Source organism: Haladaptatus sp. W1 (assembly GCF_001723155.1).
Lineage (GTDB): Archaea > Halobacteriota > Halobacteria > Halobacteriales > Haladaptataceae > Haladaptatus > Haladaptatus paucihalophilus.
This window is the reverse complement of sequence record NZ_MEIH01000298.1, coordinates 1-15,430: the sequence shown is the minus strand read 5'-3', so window position 1 is coordinate 15,430 and position 15,430 is coordinate 1. Positions and strand designations below refer to the sequence as shown.

The 15,430-nt window shown below is 63.9% G+C and carries 16 protein-coding genes and 1 pseudogene; 6 read left to right on the top strand and 11 right to left on the bottom strand.

The genetic code is table 11. From position 1 onward, the window contains the following. Positions 1–9: 9 nt before the first annotated feature. A complete protein-coding gene (locus BG842_RS14920) occupies positions 10–1,236 on the bottom strand; it encodes an MFS transporter (protein ID WP_069451359.1) in 1,227 nt (408 codons plus the stop codon). 105 nt (positions 1,237–1,341) lie between these two features. On the opposite strand from BG842_RS14920, the gene BG842_RS14915 reads away from it, so the two are divergent. Next, positions 1,342–1,848, top strand: a complete 507-nt coding sequence (locus BG842_RS14915) for a DUF3592 domain-containing protein (RefSeq protein ID WP_254663194.1) — start codon at positions 1,342–1,344, stop codon at positions 1,846–1,848. Positions 1,849–1,903: 55 nt separating this feature from the next. Here BG842_RS14915 and BG842_RS14910 read toward each other — a convergent pair whose 3' ends face one another. The 4 genes from BG842_RS14910 to BG842_RS14895 all read right to left on the bottom strand — a co-directional run bounded on the left by BG842_RS14910 (position 1,904) and on the right by BG842_RS14895 (position 6,807). Next, positions 1,904–2,926 carry a Gfo/Idh/MocA family protein gene (locus BG842_RS14910; protein WP_069451357.1) on the bottom strand — a complete coding sequence of 341 codons (1,023 nt, stop codon included), beginning with the start codon at positions 2,924–2,926 and terminating at the stop codon, positions 1,904–1,906. A gap of 114 nt (positions 2,927–3,040) precedes the next feature. Next, on the bottom strand, positions 3,041–4,666 hold the full coding sequence (locus BG842_RS14905; RefSeq protein WP_069451356.1) for a glycosyltransferase family 39 protein: 1,626 nt from the start codon (positions 4,664–4,666) through the stop codon (positions 3,041–3,043). 288 nt (positions 4,667–4,954) lie between these two features. Beyond that, positions 4,955–6,217 (bottom strand): ABC transporter permease, encoded by a 1,263-nt coding sequence (locus tag BG842_RS14900; RefSeq protein WP_069451355.1) that lies wholly within the window; start codon positions 6,215–6,217, stop codon positions 4,955–4,957. Between the two features lie 161 nt (positions 6,218–6,378). Continuing rightward, on the bottom strand, positions 6,379–6,807 hold the full coding sequence (locus BG842_RS14895; RefSeq protein WP_069451354.1) for a universal stress protein: 429 nt from the start codon (positions 6,805–6,807) through the stop codon (positions 6,379–6,381). A 156-nt stretch (positions 6,808–6,963) separates the two neighbouring features. Between BG842_RS14895 and BG842_RS14890 the strand changes: the two genes are divergently transcribed. Continuing rightward, entirely contained in the window at positions 6,964–8,358 is a 1,395-nt protein-coding gene (locus BG842_RS14890) for a cytochrome ubiquinol oxidase subunit I (RefSeq protein ID WP_069451353.1), read from the top strand. Then, positions 8,351–9,313, top strand: coding sequence for a cytochrome d ubiquinol oxidase subunit II (gene cydB / locus BG842_RS14885; protein WP_069451352.1), 963 nt, complete (start codon positions 8,351–8,353; stop codon positions 9,311–9,313). The genes BG842_RS14890 and cydB overlap by 8 nt, the downstream gene beginning before the upstream one ends. Before the next feature lie 66 nt (positions 9,314–9,379). Here cydB and BG842_RS14880 read toward each other — a convergent pair whose 3' ends face one another. Then, positions 9,380–10,276 (bottom strand): alpha/beta fold hydrolase, encoded by an 897-nt coding sequence (locus BG842_RS14880; protein ID WP_069451351.1) that lies wholly within the window; start codon positions 10,274–10,276, stop codon positions 9,380–9,382. An 84-nt stretch (positions 10,277–10,360) separates the two neighbouring features. Here BG842_RS14880 and BG842_RS30630 point away from each other — a divergent pair, with 84 nt between their 5' ends. After that, positions 10,361–10,675, top strand: coding sequence for a hypothetical protein (locus BG842_RS30630; RefSeq protein ID WP_217493328.1), 315 nt, complete (start codon positions 10,361–10,363; stop codon positions 10,673–10,675). 97 nt (positions 10,676–10,772) lie between these two features. Beyond that, positions 10,773–10,949 carry a helix-turn-helix domain-containing protein gene (locus BG842_RS30625; RefSeq protein WP_217493327.1) on the top strand — a complete coding sequence of 59 codons (177 nt, stop codon included), beginning with the start codon at positions 10,773–10,775 and terminating at the stop codon, positions 10,947–10,949. Positions 10,950–10,961: 12 nt separating this feature from the next. On the opposite strand, the gene BG842_RS14870 is transcribed toward BG842_RS30625, so the two are convergent. Together BG842_RS14870 and BG842_RS14865 are read right to left on the bottom strand one after the other, a co-directional pair. Then, positions 10,962–12,254 (bottom strand): MFS transporter, encoded by a 1,293-nt coding sequence (locus BG842_RS14870; protein WP_069451350.1) that lies wholly within the window; start codon positions 12,252–12,254, stop codon positions 10,962–10,964. Continuing rightward, positions 12,254–12,691 carry a CopD family protein gene (locus BG842_RS14865; protein ID WP_069451349.1) on the bottom strand — a complete coding sequence of 146 codons (438 nt, stop codon included), beginning with the start codon at positions 12,689–12,691 and terminating at the stop codon, positions 12,254–12,256. Before BG842_RS14865 ends, BG842_RS14870 begins: the two co-directional genes overlap by 1 nt. Before the next feature lie 72 nt (positions 12,692–12,763). Between BG842_RS14865 and BG842_RS14860 the strand changes: the two genes are divergently transcribed. Then, on the top strand, positions 12,764–13,408 hold the full coding sequence (locus BG842_RS14860; RefSeq protein ID WP_069451348.1) for a hypothetical protein: 645 nt from the start codon (positions 12,764–12,766) through the stop codon (positions 13,406–13,408). 49 nt (positions 13,409–13,457) lie between these two features. Here the strand turns inward: BG842_RS14860 and BG842_RS14855 are convergent, their stop codons facing one another. The 3 genes and pseudogenes from BG842_RS14855 to BG842_RS29930 all read right to left on the bottom strand — a co-directional run bounded on the left by BG842_RS14855 (position 13,458) and on the right by BG842_RS29930 (position 15,051). Next, positions 13,458–13,856 carry a helix-turn-helix domain-containing protein gene (locus tag BG842_RS14855; RefSeq protein WP_007980716.1) on the bottom strand — a complete coding sequence of 133 codons (399 nt, stop codon included), beginning with the start codon at positions 13,854–13,856 and terminating at the stop codon, positions 13,458–13,460. A gap of 78 nt (positions 13,857–13,934) precedes the next feature. After that, positions 13,935–14,905, bottom strand: a pseudogene (locus BG842_RS14850) (sulfite exporter TauE/SafE family protein). A gap of 2 nt (positions 14,906–14,907) precedes the next feature. Next, positions 14,908–15,051 carry a hypothetical protein gene (locus BG842_RS29930; RefSeq protein ID WP_171970536.1) on the bottom strand — a complete coding sequence of 48 codons (144 nt, stop codon included), beginning with the start codon at positions 15,049–15,051 and terminating at the stop codon, positions 14,908–14,910. Between the last annotated feature and the right edge of the window lie 379 nt (positions 15,052–15,430).

The window sequence follows — 15,430 nt, the reverse complement described above, 5'->3', positions numbered from 1 at the left end:
ATAAGGGTTTCACGTCCCGATAAGTGCGGTGAGAACGGCCAAGAGCGCCGCACACGACATCACGACAGCAAGCAGGCCGAACGCGGCCGCGAACCCGGTCGTGTCGGAGACGACGCCGACGACGGCGGGCGCGAGCGCGCCGACGCCCATCAGCAGGGTGCGGACCAACCCCAGACCGCCTCCGGCAACGTCGTCGGGAATCGTCGCCGCGAGGTACGCGCCGCGAATCGGACGGAATCCGTGACTGCCGACGCCGAGCGCGACGACGATACCGCCGAAGACGACGGCGCTCGCCGTCCCCGCGAGGGAAAGCGCCCCGAGCGCGCCCGCCGCGACGGCGAGGACGGCGACGGCGAGCGGAAGCCGCCCGATTCTGTCCGAGAGGTCGCCGGTGACGACCTGCACCAGACTCACGGCGAACAGGGCGCTGTAGACGAGCGACGCCGCCGACTCGGACAACCCGTGGTCGGTGAGATAGAGCGGGAGGAACGCGACGACGCCGTTGTACGCGAAGCTGAAACAGACGGTCACGCCGACGAATACCGTGAATCGACGGCTTCGAAAGAGGTCGAGATACCGCCGGAACGCGAGCGGGTTCGCGGAATCGTCTCCACTGGCGGGGTCGCCATCTTCGCCATCGTCCTCGGCGTCCGACGACCGCCGTGGGACGTACGCGAGGACGCCGCCGCCGAGCGCGACCCCCGTCACGGCACCCGCGAGAAAGAGCGCGTGCCAGTTTCCGGCGTCGGTCACGAGGACGACGGCCGCGGGTGCGGCCACGCCGCCGAACGCTCCGAGCGTGTCGAACAGGCCGAGCGCCCGGCCGGTCCTCGTCGGGTACACCCGCGAGAGCAACCGAATCGAGACCGTCTTGTGGATGCCCGTCCCCACCCCGACGAGGAGCATACCGCCGACGAGCACCGCGAGCGGCGCGGCGACCCCGAGCACCAGCGCCCCTCCGGCGGCGACCGCGGCACCCGCCGCGATGACCCGCACCGCGCCGAACCGGTCGGCGAGGACGCCGCTGGGAAACTGCATGAGCGAGTAGCCGAGCATCGTGGCCGTGAACACTGTTCCGAGGAACGCGTTCGAGACGCCGAACTGGGTTCGAAAGGTGGGGAACAGCGCCGGAAGCGCGTATCGCAGGAACTTCGCGAGAAACCAGAGTCCGGCCGTCAACAGGAGCGTGTCGTAGTCGGCGACGCGCGAAAACCGACCGGACACTCGGGTTCTCATTCGTTCGTCGGTCGGTAGGGAACCGTGAAAAAGCGGACGGAAGCGGCGATGTGCGCCAACGGCCCGTGCGTAAAAATTATTATCTTTTGGTTGTCACGTCCCGTCGTGTCCCCAGATTCGAAACTCTCCACCGCGTTGAACACGTTCGACCGTACCCACTTCGGGGCGTTACTGCTGGTCGTCGGCATCGCCGTCGCGGGCTACGGCGTCTACGACTACACGCAACAATCCGACGTCGTGGCCGATGCAGTGACAGTGAACGCCACCATCACCGATACGGGCATCGAACGCATCTCGAGACGTCGTAGTTCCCCGGACTACAAGCCGACGGTCACGTTCGACTATCGCTACCGCGGCGAGTCCTACACGGCACACAACATCTACCCTGCCACTATCACGCCGAGCTACGATACGAAATCGAAGGCCCGGTCGGTCATCGATGGGTACGAGACGGGCGACTCGGTGACGGCATACGTGTCCCCGGGGTCCCCGAGCGATGGATTTCTCGAAGCCGAAACGACGAACGAACCGCTGAAATTCGTGCTTCTCGCTGGCGGCGCGCTCATCCTCATCGGCGGCAAGCACGTCGTGGACGGTCTCGGGTGGACCTGACCCGGACGGGAACACCGAGAGTGGCTACGAACGCTTCTTCCTACCGCTTCGACGATCAGTCGAGCGAAACAGTCACGCGCTCGCCGCTTCGCGCGGACTCGTAGGCCGCTTCGGTGAGCGCGGTCACGGCGAACGCGTCGCGGGCCGTCGCGGGCGGCGTCTTCCCGCTCTCGATGCAGTCGATGAATACGGCCGCCTTGTCCTCGCTCCGTTGCTGGTCGATGTAGGGTGAGACCGTCGTGCTGTCCTCCCGAATCTCGGTCAACTGCCGGGGTTCCCACTGTCGTCCTTCGAGGTACACGGCCCCTTCGTCGTCCCAGACGTGGATGTGTTCGCGGACGCACGGCGCGTCGCTGAACACCGAGATACTGGCCGAGGCACCGTTCTCGAACGCGACCGTGAGCTGTGCCCGCTCGTCCACGCGGTCGTCCTCGTCGGCGAACTTCATCTCCGCCTGCACCGACGTCGGCGTCAGCCCCGTCGTCCAGAGAACGGCGTCCACGAGGTGGCTTCCGGTGTCGTAGAGGTTGCCGCCTCCCGAGAGGTCGGGGTTGGTCCGCCACGTGTCCTCGAACCGGGAAATCCAGTCCTGCGTGATTTCGGCGCTGATGAACCGCGGCGTCAGTTCCGAGTCGGCCCACCGCTCGCGCGCCTCGACGAACGCCTCGTTCAGGTGGCGTTGATAGCCGACCATCAGCACCTGGTCGCTCGTCTCCGCTCGCTCCGCGAGTTCGCGCGCTTTCTCGCGGTCGGTCGTGAGCGGTTTGTCACAGAGCACGTGCAACCCGCGGTCGAGCGCGGCCGTTACCTGTTCGTAGTGGAAGACGTGTGGCGTCCCGACGAGCACCGCGTCCACCTCCTCGGCATCCAGCATCGCCTCGTACTGCTCGTACTGGGATCCCTGTCCGACGTAGAGCGCGTTTCCGGCCTCCGCTCGTGCCACCTCGCTCACGTCGGCGAGGGCGACGACCGTCGAGCGGGGGTCCTCCTCGAAGGCGCGTCCGACGGTCGTTCCGATGAATCCGCCGCCGATGACGCCGACGCGGAGTTTTTCCGGGGATGGTGATTGTCCTGACATAAGTAACTCTCTCGTGAATAAATTCGTCCGAATGATCGATACACGCGGCCGTGACTTATCTCTCACGGCTGTTTTCGGGCCGAAATCGGGGGTCGCGTTCGGACTCACTCACCCTCAGACGGGCATCGGTCCGCTCGTCCCCGGTCCCGACGGATACCACCCCTCGGACATCGTGAATATCGCCACCTCGTCGTTCTCGAACGCGAGGTGATACTGCGGCGACGAGAGCATCGTCGACATCATCTCCGGCGGTTGGTAGTGGCGCATCCCGCGAATCGTGTAGGTTTCCTTCGGGACGTAGATGTACTGCGGGTGTACCTGCATCCGCATCAGTTCCGTCGTCAGACAGTTGGCACTGTGACACCGCGATAGCTCGCGGAACTGATGGAGTTGATACTGGTACTGCTCGTGACCCTTCCACTCGACGCCCCACGGCCCGATGGCGATGGTCCTGTCCGTCTGCTGTGGGAACCACTCCGCGGCGTCGCCGAGCACCAGAAACTGTGCGGACGGGTCGGTGTGCTCGCCCGCCCACGTCATCGCCTCGACGTCGTTGTCGTTGACGAACTGCGGGAGGGACGGACTCCCGGCGTGGGCGTTCATCCCGCCCATCGCGTACAACATCCCGCCGCTGAGGCCGATGGTCGCCAGCAACACCACGGAAAACGTGACGATTTCGTTCCGTTCAGCGGACGAAGAGGTTTCCTTGACCCACCGGAAGATGCCGTCGAAGACGAATCGCGCGGTGATGAGCGCGCCGATGAGGAACACGAAACGCGCCTCGTCCATCGACGCCGTGATGACGACTAACCACGCGGGGAGGAAGTACTCGCGTCGTCGAACGAGCCAGAGACATCCGATTGCCGGAAGCAGGTGCCACGCCGACAGGAACGGCGGTTCGTTGAGCTGCTGGCGTAGTAATCCCTGTAGCGCCGGAATGGCACCGCCGAGCCCGCCGTGGGTACCCGCGGCCCCGCTGAACACGGCGGTTCCGTGCATCGAGACGACCGACAGCCACCATGGGGCTGTGAGCACTATCCCGCCGAGACCGACGACCAACCCGTAGGCGAGCCCGCGTACGGATCGGTCGAACCGGACGTAGAGCACGAGAAAGCTGATGACGAAGAAGATGGTGTACATCGGATGCGTCAGCACCGTCAGCGCGAAGGTGACGAGCGCGGGGACGAGCCACCGGCGGTCGTGGTTCCGAAAGAGGTGCAACCCGGCGTAGATTCCGGTCAGGGAGAACAACATCGCGGGAGCGCGGACGATACCCCCGGCCGAGATGTGCCATTGGAGCACCGGCGGGCTGACGGCGACGATGAGCGTGGCGAGCGAGGCTTGTGGCCGCGACCCGAACAGGTCCCGCGCGAGGAAGTACAGCGGGACGAGGTATGCGACCGAGACGAGGCCAGGAAGGTATCTGGCGATGGTGAACGCGCTGACTCGCGTCACGTCGAGGATGACGGCCAGGATGTAGAACATGAACGGCGGATACGCGAAGGGCACGCCGTCGGGCGTGTAGCCCGGAATCGTCTTCGGAAGGACGTAGCCGTTTTTCTGTATCTCCTCGGCGATGTGGAGGTACAGCCCCGCGCCGAAGGACGGGTAGGGATGGCTTCCGACGTAGAGGTAGAGGACGCACACTCCGGCGATGAGCGCGGGGACGAGCCATGGCAGTTCGTAACTCAGTCCTCTCGATTCCTTCGCCGTTTTCGAATCCGTCTGATGACTAGCCATGGTTGTGTTGGGGGAAGCGGCCGCTCCGAGGCTGGCAGCGGCACTGTTCTCGTTCGGACGGAACTATCGCAGGATTCACTCTTTGTTATCCAGTGGCTATCGGCGGGATAGCAACGAATACTGACCGCGGAGTGAGGGTAGGTGCGAATTCCACCGGCAGTAACACGAGGTTGTGAGCGCGTCGATTTCGGCACGGACGGTCCAAACGAGTTCGCTCCGTCGTCCCCGATTTGAAACGGTCGAAACAGTTCACGGAACCGTTCTCTCGTCCGAGAGGTTCCGCGACCGTCACTCGTAGCGGAGCGCGTCGATGGGGTTCGTGTGGGACGCGTCCCACGCCGGATAGAGTCCCGCGAGCACCCCGACGATGACGCCGACCACGACGGCGATGCCGAACCACTCCGCCCTGAACGCGAGGGGGAGTCCGATGAGCTGGGCCGCGACGTAGCCGCCGCCGAAGCCGACGAGCGCCCCCAGCGCCGACCCGAACAGGCCGAGCAACACCGCCTCGAACAGGAACAACTGCAGGACGTCGGTGTTCTGCGCGCCGACGGCTTTCATAATGCCGATTTCGCGGGTCCGTTCGGTCACGCTCACCAGCATGATGTTGGCGATGCCGATGGCCCCGACGATAAGCGAGATGAGGGCGATGCCGGAGATGTACGCCGTGAACGTGTCGCTGACCCGTTTGACCTGGCTGACCAGTTCCTCCTGCGTCGTCACCTTGAACTTGTAGTTCTCCGATTTCAGTTCGCTCGCATCAGAGCCCTCGCCCAGGTACGTGTAGACGCGCCCCTGCACCGCGTCCACTTGGCCAGGGTTGCCCGCGAGGACGAGTATCCGCCCGTACACGCGCTGGTTGCGGTCCGCCGACGGACTGTACACCGTCCGCTGGTAGAAGGGGTCCGTCGGTGCGAAGATTCGCGGGGTCGGGCCGCTGCTGATGCCCAACGTGGTCTCGTCGGACGGTTCGACGATGCCCGTCACCGTCGCGTTGATCTCTTCCCCGTTGACGGCGCGCGTGACGGTGATGTTGTCCCCGACGGAGACGTTTCCGCCGCTGAACATCCGCGCGGCGGGGCGGTTCAGGACCACTTCGCGCTCCCCGCTCCGGAACGACCCGCCCGAGACGAATTGCTGGTTTTTCACGTCGAAGTAGGGCGGAGACGTGACGACGACCCACTGCCGACCGACCGTCGAGTTGTTGAACGCCACCGTGGAGGCGGCGATACCACTCTCCGGGACGGCCGCTTCGACGCCTTCGAGCGACCGAATCCCGCCGAGGTCGTGCTCGGTGAAAATCGTTTGTCCGCCGCTACTCCCGAAGTTCGGAATCCCGCTCTGACTCGGTGACTCCGCCGAGACGTACATGGTCGCCGCGTTGCCGCCGGCGACCGTGTTGACGATATCCGCCTGCAAACTCGCGCCGAGCGTGACGAAGGTGATGACCGCCGCCACGCCGATGATGACGCCGAGCGTCGTCAGCGTCGAGCGAAGTTTGTGTTCGCGGATGTTTCGCCAACTGATTCGAACGCTTTCGAGAACGTTCATCCGCCCGTGTCTGTTAGCGTGTCAATCATTTTCTCATCTACCCGCACACGTCTACGGCGTCATCCGACAAAAGTCTATGACGCGAAATCCGGTCTTAAACGCCTGAAATGCCAAATTATACCGTATCCGGGGGGTTTCACCGTTCGGCCTCGCTCCTCGTTTCACTCTTCGTTCATCCGAACCGTCAGGACGGGGACCTCCGACAGGCGGACGACCTTTTCGGTGACGCTGCCGAGGAGGTACCGGTCGAGACCGCGGCGGCCGTGCGTTCCCATCACGATGCAGTCGATGTCGTTCTTGTCGGCGTAGTCCAAAATCACGCGGTGTGGCGTTCCGCGGAGTACCGTCGTTTCCACGTCCACACCCGACTCGTTCGCCGCGGCTTCGACATCCGAAACCGCGGCGGCGCACTCGTCTTCGAGTTCGTCGTAGAGGATGTCGGACCGAACGTCCGGCGGGACGATGGTTCGGTCGACGACCGATAGGACGTGTAGGCTCGCGTCGTAGGCGTCCGCAAGGTTGAGCGCCTGTTCGACCGCCTTGTCCGTGGACACGCTCCCGTCCGTTGGAAGCAGGATTCGCTCGTACATTTACCCTAGAACGGACGCTATCGACGCTCAAAATCATACTGGTCCGAACAGTTCGTCGGCCATAACAGTTCTAATTCTCGGCATCTGATTATCGTGGGGTGGGAATCATCCGCGTTCTAAAACGGATGTCACACCAAGCTTGGTACAAGAGTGAGTATGCTCGACCCAACAACCGCAAGCCGTCTCCAGTTCGCACTGACGACTATCGTACATATCGTGTTTCCAGTGGTGAGTATGGGTCTCGCGCCGTTCCTCGTCTATTTCACGTGGAAGGAGGTACGGACGGGCAAGGCCATTTACGAGCAGCTACGGCGGTTCTGGGTTCGGATATTCGCGGTCAGCTTCGTCGTCGGCACCGTCACCGGACTGGTGTTGGAGTTCGAGTTCGGGACGAACTTCGCGGCGTTCGCGGCGACGACGGGGGAACTGTTCGGGGGACCGCTGGCCGTCGAGGGGATGATGGCGTTCTTCCTCGAAGCGACGTTCCTCGGAATCTTCGTCTTCGGCCGCGAGCGGGTTTCTGACAGACTGTATCTCCTCTCGTCTATTCTGGTCGGATTGGGAACGTGGCTTTCCGCGGTGTGGATTCTGGTGGCGAACTCGTGGATGCAGACGCCGCGGGGGTTCGAAGTCGCCATGCGGAACGGCAATCCCATCGTCACCCTCGTGGACCCCATCGCCGCCTACGCCAACCCGCGGTTCCCGTGGATGTTCGTGCATATGCAGAACGCGGCCGTGCTCTCCGTCGCGCTGCTCATGGCGGGTATCGCGGCCTATCACATTAGAAGCGCGCGAACCGACGACGACCGCTTTTGGCGCGCGACGCTCAAAATCGCGCTCGTCGCGCTCATCATCACCGCCCCGCTGCAGGTGCTTCACGGCGACGCGTACGCCCGCCACGTCTCGGTGACGCAACCCCAGAAGTTCGCCGCGATGGAGGCGGTTTGGGACACCGCAACCTACGTCCCCGAGTACATCGTCGCCTTCCCGACGTCGTTGAACGACATCCTCGATCCCCGCGCGAAGGACATCTTCGGCATCGGAATTCCGGGCGGAGCATCGTGGCTCGCTAGCGGCGGCGACGCGCAGGCCGAAATCGTCGGCCTGAACGAGTTCGAGGGGTCGCCCCCGGTGGCCATCGTCTTCTGGTCGTTCCGGTTGATGGTCGCCATGGGCTTCTGGTTCATGCTCCTCGCGTTCTGGGGCGGCTACCGCTGGCGGACGGGCGAACTGTTCGAGGACGGACTCCTCCACAGGGCGTTCGTCTGGACGTCGCTGCTCGGGTTCTTCGCCGTCGAAACCGGCTGGGTCGTCACCGAGGTCGGTCGCCAACCGTGGGTCGTACAGGGCGTGATGAAGACGAGCGCGGGCGTTTCACCGGGGCTTTCGAGCACCGAAGCGACCCTGACGCTGCTCGGATTCGTCGCGGTGTACACCGCTCTGCTGGTCGTGTACGTGTACGTCATCCGTCGGATAATCCACGGCGGTGCGCCCGAAATCGAACGCGCACAGCGGGAGGCTCCCGGAAGCGAGGTGGCCGCGGATGATTGATCTCGCGGTGCTCTGGTTCGCGCTCGTGTTCGTCCTGCTCGGGACGTTCCTCTTCCTGGACGGGTTCGACTTCGGCGTCGGGTTGTTGTTCGCCACCCGCGACGACGAGGAGGAGCGCGAGACGCTGCTGGCCGCCATCGGGCCGATATGGGACGGCAACGAGGTGTGGCTCGTCGTGTTCGGAGGGGCGCTGTTCGCCGTCTTCCCGGCGGCGTACGCCGGACTGTTCAGCCGCCACTACCTCCTGATGTTCGCCATCCTCGGGGCACTCATCCTCCGCGGTATCGCGCCCGAACTGTACGAACAACGGTCGGACGACCGCTGGAAGCGTTGGTGGGGTCGGTCGTTCATCGTCGGCAGCGCGTTGTCACCGTTCCTGCTCGGCATGTTCGCCGCCAACTGGGTGCTCGGCGCATCGACCATCGTGTCCGTTCCCTCGCTCGCGTTCGGGCTGACTGTCGTCGCGCTCACGCTCGTCGAGGGGGCGGCGTTCCTCGGCCTGAAGACGCGCGGAACGCTCCGAGACGAGATGTCGGACTACAGCGGTCGCGCCGCGCTCGCGTACCTCGCGCTGGTCGTCGTCGTCATCGGATACCTCGCGGCGACCCGCTCGGACCTTCACGGGGCGCTGCTGTCGCCGCTCTCGCTGGCGGCCGTCGTCGTCTCTGTCGCGCTGGTCGCGGGCGTCGTTCTCGCCAGCAGGGCGGACCGCCACCGCGCGGCGTTCGCGGCGGCCGCGTTCCTCCCGTACGCGCTGGTCGCGTTCGTCGGAAACCTCCTGTACCCCGCCATCGACCCCGCGGTCGGACTGTCGGTACAGGAGGGCGTCGTCTCGGATCTGCCGCTCACCATGCTGACCGTCGCCGCGGCGTTCATCCTGCCGATTGTCGTGGTGTACTTCGGCGTAGTGTACTCCGTCTTCAGCGGTCCTGCCGACCCCTCGGAAACCTACTGAGGCGCGCGTCGGTGGGGGCATCGATCCAACCGTCGTCATCTGGTCGGTCGTGCAGGTCCGACGGCGCTATCCATTTTCGGCGACCGCCCGCAGAATCGAGTCGCGGCTCCGGACCAACGCGCCGAGGTGGTCCTGCTTCTCGAAGGTGGTTAGTTCTCCGTCCGGTAGCCGTTCGGATAGCCGCCGAACCGAATCGACGGGGACGTTCGTATCGCGTCGGCCGTGCCACAACCGAACGCTGTCGTCTATCTCCTCGTAGCGAACGTTCCACGCCTCGGCGAACCGTCGGCACTCGGTGACCGCGCCGCTCCGCGTCGTTTCGAACGCATCGATGAAGTCCCGTCGGACGATTTCCGCGACGCCTCCCGGAATCGGGGCCGAGCCGTCCGTCGTGTATTGGGCGAGAACGAAGTCGGGGGACGCGCGTTTTGCGACCCAGCGTTGGCCGCGAAACAGGGCCTTCAACAGCCGCGGCATCGTGTGCGCGAGGGTACCGAGGAGTTTCTGTATTCCCGGTGTCCGCTCCCGGAGCGACGGCGGCGTCGCACCGGAGACGAGGTGGACATCCGTCACGCGTGACGGTTCCGTCGCCGCGAGCGAGAGCGCGTAGCGTGCGCCGCCCGAAAATCCGACGACTGCGGTGTGTTCGAGCTCGGCGCGGTCCAGCACGGCGGTTACGTCGGCCACCACATCGGTCGGAACGCGGTTCGGATTCGGCGACGAGCGCCCGTAACCCGGTCTGTCAGGGGCGAGCAGACGGATGCCGTGGCGGCGAGCGCGTTCGTCGAACACCGCTCCGAGAACGCGCGACCCCGGCGTTCCGTGGAAGAAAATCGCGGGGACTCCGGCCGGGTCGCCGTACTCGGCGTAGCGAACCGTCCGCCCACCGTCGACCCTGACCGTCCGTTCGTTTCCGATTTCGGCGTTCGCTTCCCGGTCTCGATTCGGTGCGGACCCGCTCATCTCTGGCAGAACGGTTGTGCTCCGGTTGTAGTATTTATACTGACGGATGAGTACGGTTTATCATATGCTCCCGGGAATAAGCGCATGAAGCAAGTTTCGATGACCGTCACCTACACGGTCGAAACCGCCCAGCAGACGCACAGTCAGGTGATGGAGGACGATTCGATTTCGCGCGTTGACCTCCTCGTTTGGGGACCGCTACTCGGCGTCCCGACGCTCTCGTGGTTCGACGGTGACGAATCCGCCGTCGCGTCGCTCCTCGGTCGCGTCGGGAGCGTGAGCGACGCTCATCTCGGGGACTCGGGTCGCGTTCGTTCCCCCGCTCTCCTTTTTCGATACCGGCGAACTCCGGTTCACGGCGGTCGGCGAACAAGCCGCTTTGAGCGAGCTGTACAGTGACGTCGCGGCGCTCTTGCCCGTTCGAATCGAGCGGCTCCAGACGTTTCATCCGCATCGACCCGCCCCGTCCATAACCTAGCGACAACGGCGGGCGCTCGTGGCGGCCCTCGACGCGGGGTACTACGACGTTCCGCGGACGGGAAGCGTCGACGACGTGGCCGCGGCGCTCGACTGCGCCCACAGCACGGCCGGGGAACTCATTCGAAAAGCCGAATCAGCGGTCATCTCGGACGCGATTAGAGGAAATGGAATATACGGGAGAAGTCCGCTATAGCGGTCGAAACTGCTAGTTGACCGGCGTCGGGGTGCCGTTTCCTTGGAACGTCGTCAGCAGGACGTAGCCGATGGGGAGCATGAGCAGGCCGCCGAGGACGAACGGGAGCCAGTAGGCGACCGCCGCGTACAGCGCTCCCGCCGCGATGGGACCGACCGCTCTGGCGATGCTTCCGGCGCTTTGGGTCAGGCCGAACGCGCCGCCTTGGGTGTCCTCCGTCGCGCTCTTCGAGACGAGCGTCGTGAGCGAGACGTTCGCAAAGCCGTTGCCCGCCGCGAGCGGCGTGAGGATGACCAGCAGGACGAGCAGACCACCGGAGAGCGGTCCGATGGCGGGGAGGTGGTCGCCGAGCATCGGCGAGAACGGGAGGGCGGCGAGCGTCACGAGTTCGAGCACGACGCCGACAAGCGCGAGCGTCCGCTCGCCGTAGCGGTCCGTGAGTTTTCCCACGAGGCCGCCCTGAACGACGGCGATGACGACGCCGACGTAGGCGAGGACGTAGCCGTTCATCTCCGGTCCGAAGCCGTACTGCTGTTCGGTGAACAGGACGAACATGCTCTCCATCGAGGAGAACGCGAGCGAGAGGAGGAAGAAGGAGGCGACGAGTCCGGCGAGCGCCGGGTCGGCGAACGCGTCCGCGAGGCGGGCGAGACGCGACTGACGCTCGTCCGTCGTCTCCTCGTCGCTGTCCCGCTTGGTTCGCGTCTCCGGGAGGACGAGCGCGGCGACGACGAGATTGAGGCCGCAGATGGCCGCGGCGGCGAAACTCGGCAGGGAGAACTGGTTCACGGGCACCACCGCGGGGAGGACGTTCCGTGCGAGCGAGAGCGCGGCGTCGCTGGAGAAGATGCCGCCGAGTGCCGGACCGAACACGAAGCCGAGTCCGAACGCCGCGCCGATGAGGCCCAATCCCTTCGCACGGTCCTCCGGCGGCGTGATGTCGGCGATGTACGCCTGTGCGGTGGCGATGTTGCCGCCCATCGCGCCCGCGAGGATGCGAGCGACGAAGAGCACGAGGAGGCTTTCCGCGAGGCCGAACAGCGTCCACGCGACGACGCTCCCGAACAGCGAGAGCAGGAGGATGGGTCGGCGGCCGCGCTCGTCCGAGAGGCGGCCGAGAACGGGTGCGAAGAGGAACTGCATGACCGAGTAGGAGGCGAGCAGGAGTCCGACGACGAACTCGTTCGCGCCGAAGTGCTCGGCGTACAGCGGGATGATGGGAATCAGAATCCCGAAACCGAGGAGGTCGACGAAGACGATAGCGAACACCGTCGCCAGCGCCCTCTTGGACCCGTCCTCGGCCATCAGAGCCACCCGGCGACGACGAGCAGGCCGAGCGCCACGACGCCCGCGACGTAAAACAGCGTCGTGGCTCCCGCTGCGGCCTGCTTCGCACCGGCGTCGAGGTTCTTCTTCAACCGACTACCCGCCATGTGGCTCAACCCGGAGAGCGCGAGCCAGAGGACGACCATCGTGAGGACCAGATGGCCGCTCGAGCTACCCGTGAGGGTTTCCGTGCTGTAGAGGTTTCCGGCCATGAATCCCCCCGTGAGCAACAACACGACGGACGAGAGCGACGAAAAGCGCGTGAACTGCTGGGTCATCCACCGGATTCCGTCCGCGCCGAGTTTCCCGTCCCGTGCCGCCGGGACCACGAGCGCCGCCATGAACACCGTCCACCCTGCCCACACGCCCGCGAAAAGCGTGTGTACGATTCGCATCGTCACGTCGATAAGCGTCATTTGTCGGTGGTTGTTTCACACCCTTCAAATAGCTTCGGATAGAATCGGATGCTGTATAATCCCATTCCGATTATGACGCCAGACACCGACAGGGGACGTGGCATCCTCTCGCCCGCCGACCGAGCCTATCTCCTCGGCGAGGCCGACATGGAACACGAACAGTCGAAGCGCAACGCGGAGGCGCGAATCCGCGGTCGAATCACGGACGCGATACTGGATTTCGGGATACTCGTCCACCACCTGAAAAAGAAGGACCGGCGGCAGGTGTTCGACACCGACGACGAGCGGTTCATGGACGGACTGACCGCCATGCTCTCGTTTGCTTACATCGGCATGCGCGAGAGCGGAGGCGAGTTCGGACACGCCCTCGAACCCGCGATTCGGAAGGCGGAAGAGGTTCACGCGGCCGACATGCTCGGCCAAGCGGTGTCGGTGGACGTGCAGTTCGACGTCGAAACGGAGGTCGAGACCGCCGTGGACGACGTTGCGGTCGCCATCGACGCCGGAAAACCCGTGACGCCCGCCGAGTTGTTCTCCGTCATGGTCGGCAGCGACGTCTTGGAGGACGTAGAGGAGGTCACGCTCCAGTTGAGCGACGAGGCGGACGAGGACGGCCTCCTGAAGGAAGACGAGTTCGTCGCGCACGTCGCCGACTATCTGGACGCCGAGCTACGCTGGCTTCCGTACAACCGAGTAAAAGTTCTCGTCGAGACGTAACCGTCTTGGTGATGTCGAGAGCGGCGATGGGGTCCCGTGAGCCGTTCCGTCAGACCGGTTGTTCGGGCTGTTCCATCGGGTCGTACTTGTCCTCGAACTCCTGAATCAACTGGCCCATCTTGGCGTACCACTCGTTCAACATGCGCTGCATGTCGTGGGACACTTCGCCGGGGTCGGTCGGCTTGTAGACGTGGTAGTAGCCACCCTGGTCGTAGTTGACCTGTTCTTTCTGGATGAACCCAGATTGGAGCAGTCGCTGGATAGAGCGGTACGCCGTCGACCGTTCGCGGTCGATCCGCTCCGCGATGTCGTCGATGGTTAGTGGGTTCTCGCTCTCGATCACGACTCGATAACACTGCTTATCGAGTTCTTTCAGTCCGTGAAGACACTCCAGCAATCCTTCACACTCCATGTCTTGCTGAAGGTACTCGGCCATCGAGTTCGCCATTTTCAAGTCGTGAGTAAGAATTTGGCACGTATAAGGATTTTGCATGGTTTGTACAAAACTACTTGTTCGCCCCGAAGGTCAGTCGGAGGTCGACACGCTCGGCGACTCGCGCTCCCGAAGGTTGACGAGTGCGCTGTAGACGACCGCCGCGGCGACGACCACCGCGGAGCCGAAGATGAGCACCAGGCTGATCTGGTCGAGGAGGTGGATGCCCAGCGCGTCTCCGACTCGGTTGCTCGCGACGGCGACGCTGCCCGCGAGGAGCATCGCGGCGAAGTAGCCTTTGATGTCGTCCTCGTCGGTCAGGTTCGTTGCCGCTGCACCGATGCGTGCTCCGAGCGCGCTTCCCGCCAAGAGCGGAGCGACGACGGCGAGTTCGACGGCCCCGTTCTGGGCGTAGGAGAACGCGCCGAAACCACCGGAGACGGTGATCTGGAGCACGTCAGTCCCGACTGCCACGACGGTGGGAACGCCGAGGACGTACACCATCGCGGGCATCAGGAGGAAGCCGCCACCGACGCCGAGGAAGCCGGACAGGATGCCGACGAACAGCGCGATGCCCAGCGTGAGCCAGACCGAAATCTCCACGCCACCGCTGATGGAAACCATCGGAGGAATCTGGAGCACCTCGAAGCGCTCCGGGAGCGACGATGCGCCGTCGTCGTCACTGCCACGCGAGTCGCGGAACGTGAAGAGGCCGACCGTGGCCAACAGGAGGACGTAGGCGGTCCCCACAACGATGTCAGCCATGCCGGTCGCTTCGAGCCACAACACGACGTATTCCCCGACCTTGATACCACTCGTCATGCCGACGATGAACATCAGCGCGAGTTTGTAATCGACCTGTCCGAGGTTACGGTGTCGGAGCGCGGCGATGACCGATGTGCCGAACACGAACGCCAGTCCGCTTCCGACCGCGACCTTCGCCGGTATCCGAACACCAGCAACGCGGGCGTGACGAGGAACGACCCGCCCATCCCGAAGAATCCGAACAGGATTCCGATGACCAGTCCGAACCCGATGAACAGGGCAATGAGGAGTGGCTCCACGATTACTCACCCGTAAGCGCGTCGATAACGTTCGAACTCACCATCTGCACGACGACACCGTATCCGGCATAGAGGACGACTGCCTCCCCGAGAACGGCACCGACCGTCGTGGCTGCTCCGAGTCCACTCAATTCGATTCCGAACATGCTCATCGACCTCGCTTTCGTACTGACCGCGGTTTTGTGCGAATCATACTTTTCTACTCACTACAGCCTATCCGCTCACAGGTCTTAATAGTTTTGTGAATATTGTGCAATACAATCTGCCTCGGTCGAAACCGGATATCGGCATGTATCAGGCCCCTATTGCGGTAACGTGTCGTTTTTTTGAGCAACATTTTATCCTCTTCCTCCATCTTGGAAAATATCGATGCGGCTCGAAAAATATCGGCGAAACCATCCCTAGTGATTTGCAATAGAAATACAATATTGTTAAATGGGTCAGTACCGTGTCCGCGGTTCCACACGGCGTAGTCGAACCGACGACTGCGGTGCTGTCGCTGACATCGGTTCGTTACCCGACCAA

Bases quoted from the DNA above. Each gene is read 5' to 3' on its own strand.
- cydB (WP_069451352.1), top strand. From the start codon at position 8,351: ATGATTGATCTCGCGGTGCTCTGGTTCGCGCTCGTGTTCGTCCTGCTC.
- BG842_RS14910 (WP_069451357.1), bottom strand. From the start codon at position 2,926: ATGTCAGGACAATCACCATCCCCGGAAAAACTCCGCGTCGGCGTCATC.
- BG842_RS14870 (WP_069451350.1), bottom strand. From the start codon at position 12,254: ATGGCCGAGGACGGGTCCAAGAGGGCGCTGGCGACGGTGTTCGCTATC.
- BG842_RS14880 (WP_069451351.1), bottom strand. From the start codon at position 10,276: ATGAGCGGGTCCGCACCGAATCGAGACCGGGAAGCGAACGCCGAAATC.
- BG842_RS14900 (WP_069451355.1), bottom strand. From the start codon at position 6,217: ATGAACGTTCTCGAAAGCGTTCGAATCAGTTGGCGAAACATCCGCGAA.
- BG842_RS14860 (WP_069451348.1), top strand. From the start codon at position 12,764: ATGACGCCAGACACCGACAGGGGACGTGGCATCCTCTCGCCCGCCGAC.
- BG842_RS29930 (WP_171970536.1), bottom strand. From the start codon at position 15,051: ATGTTCGGAATCGAATTGAGTGGACTCGGAGCAGCCACGACGGTCGGT.
- BG842_RS14905 (WP_069451356.1), bottom strand. From the start codon at position 4,666: ATGGCTAGTCATCAGACGGATTCGAAAACGGCGAAGGAATCGAGAGGA.
- BG842_RS14895 (WP_069451354.1), bottom strand. From the start codon at position 6,807: ATGTACGAGCGAATCCTGCTTCCAACGGACGGGAGCGTGTCCACGGAC.
- BG842_RS14855 (WP_007980716.1), bottom strand. From the start codon at position 13,856: ATGGCGAACTCGATGGCCGAGTACCTTCAGCAAGACATGGAGTGTGAA.
- BG842_RS14865 (WP_069451349.1), bottom strand. From the start codon at position 12,691: ATGACGCTTATCGACGTGACGATGCGAATCGTACACACGCTTTTCGCG.
- BG842_RS14890 (WP_069451353.1), top strand. From the start codon at position 6,964: ATGCTCGACCCAACAACCGCAAGCCGTCTCCAGTTCGCACTGACGACT.
- BG842_RS30630 (WP_217493328.1), top strand. From the start codon at position 10,361: ATGAAGCAAGTTTCGATGACCGTCACCTACACGGTCGAAACCGCCCAG.
- BG842_RS14920 (WP_069451359.1), bottom strand. From the start codon at position 1,236: ATGAGAACCCGAGTGTCCGGTCGGTTTTCGCGCGTCGCCGACTACGAC.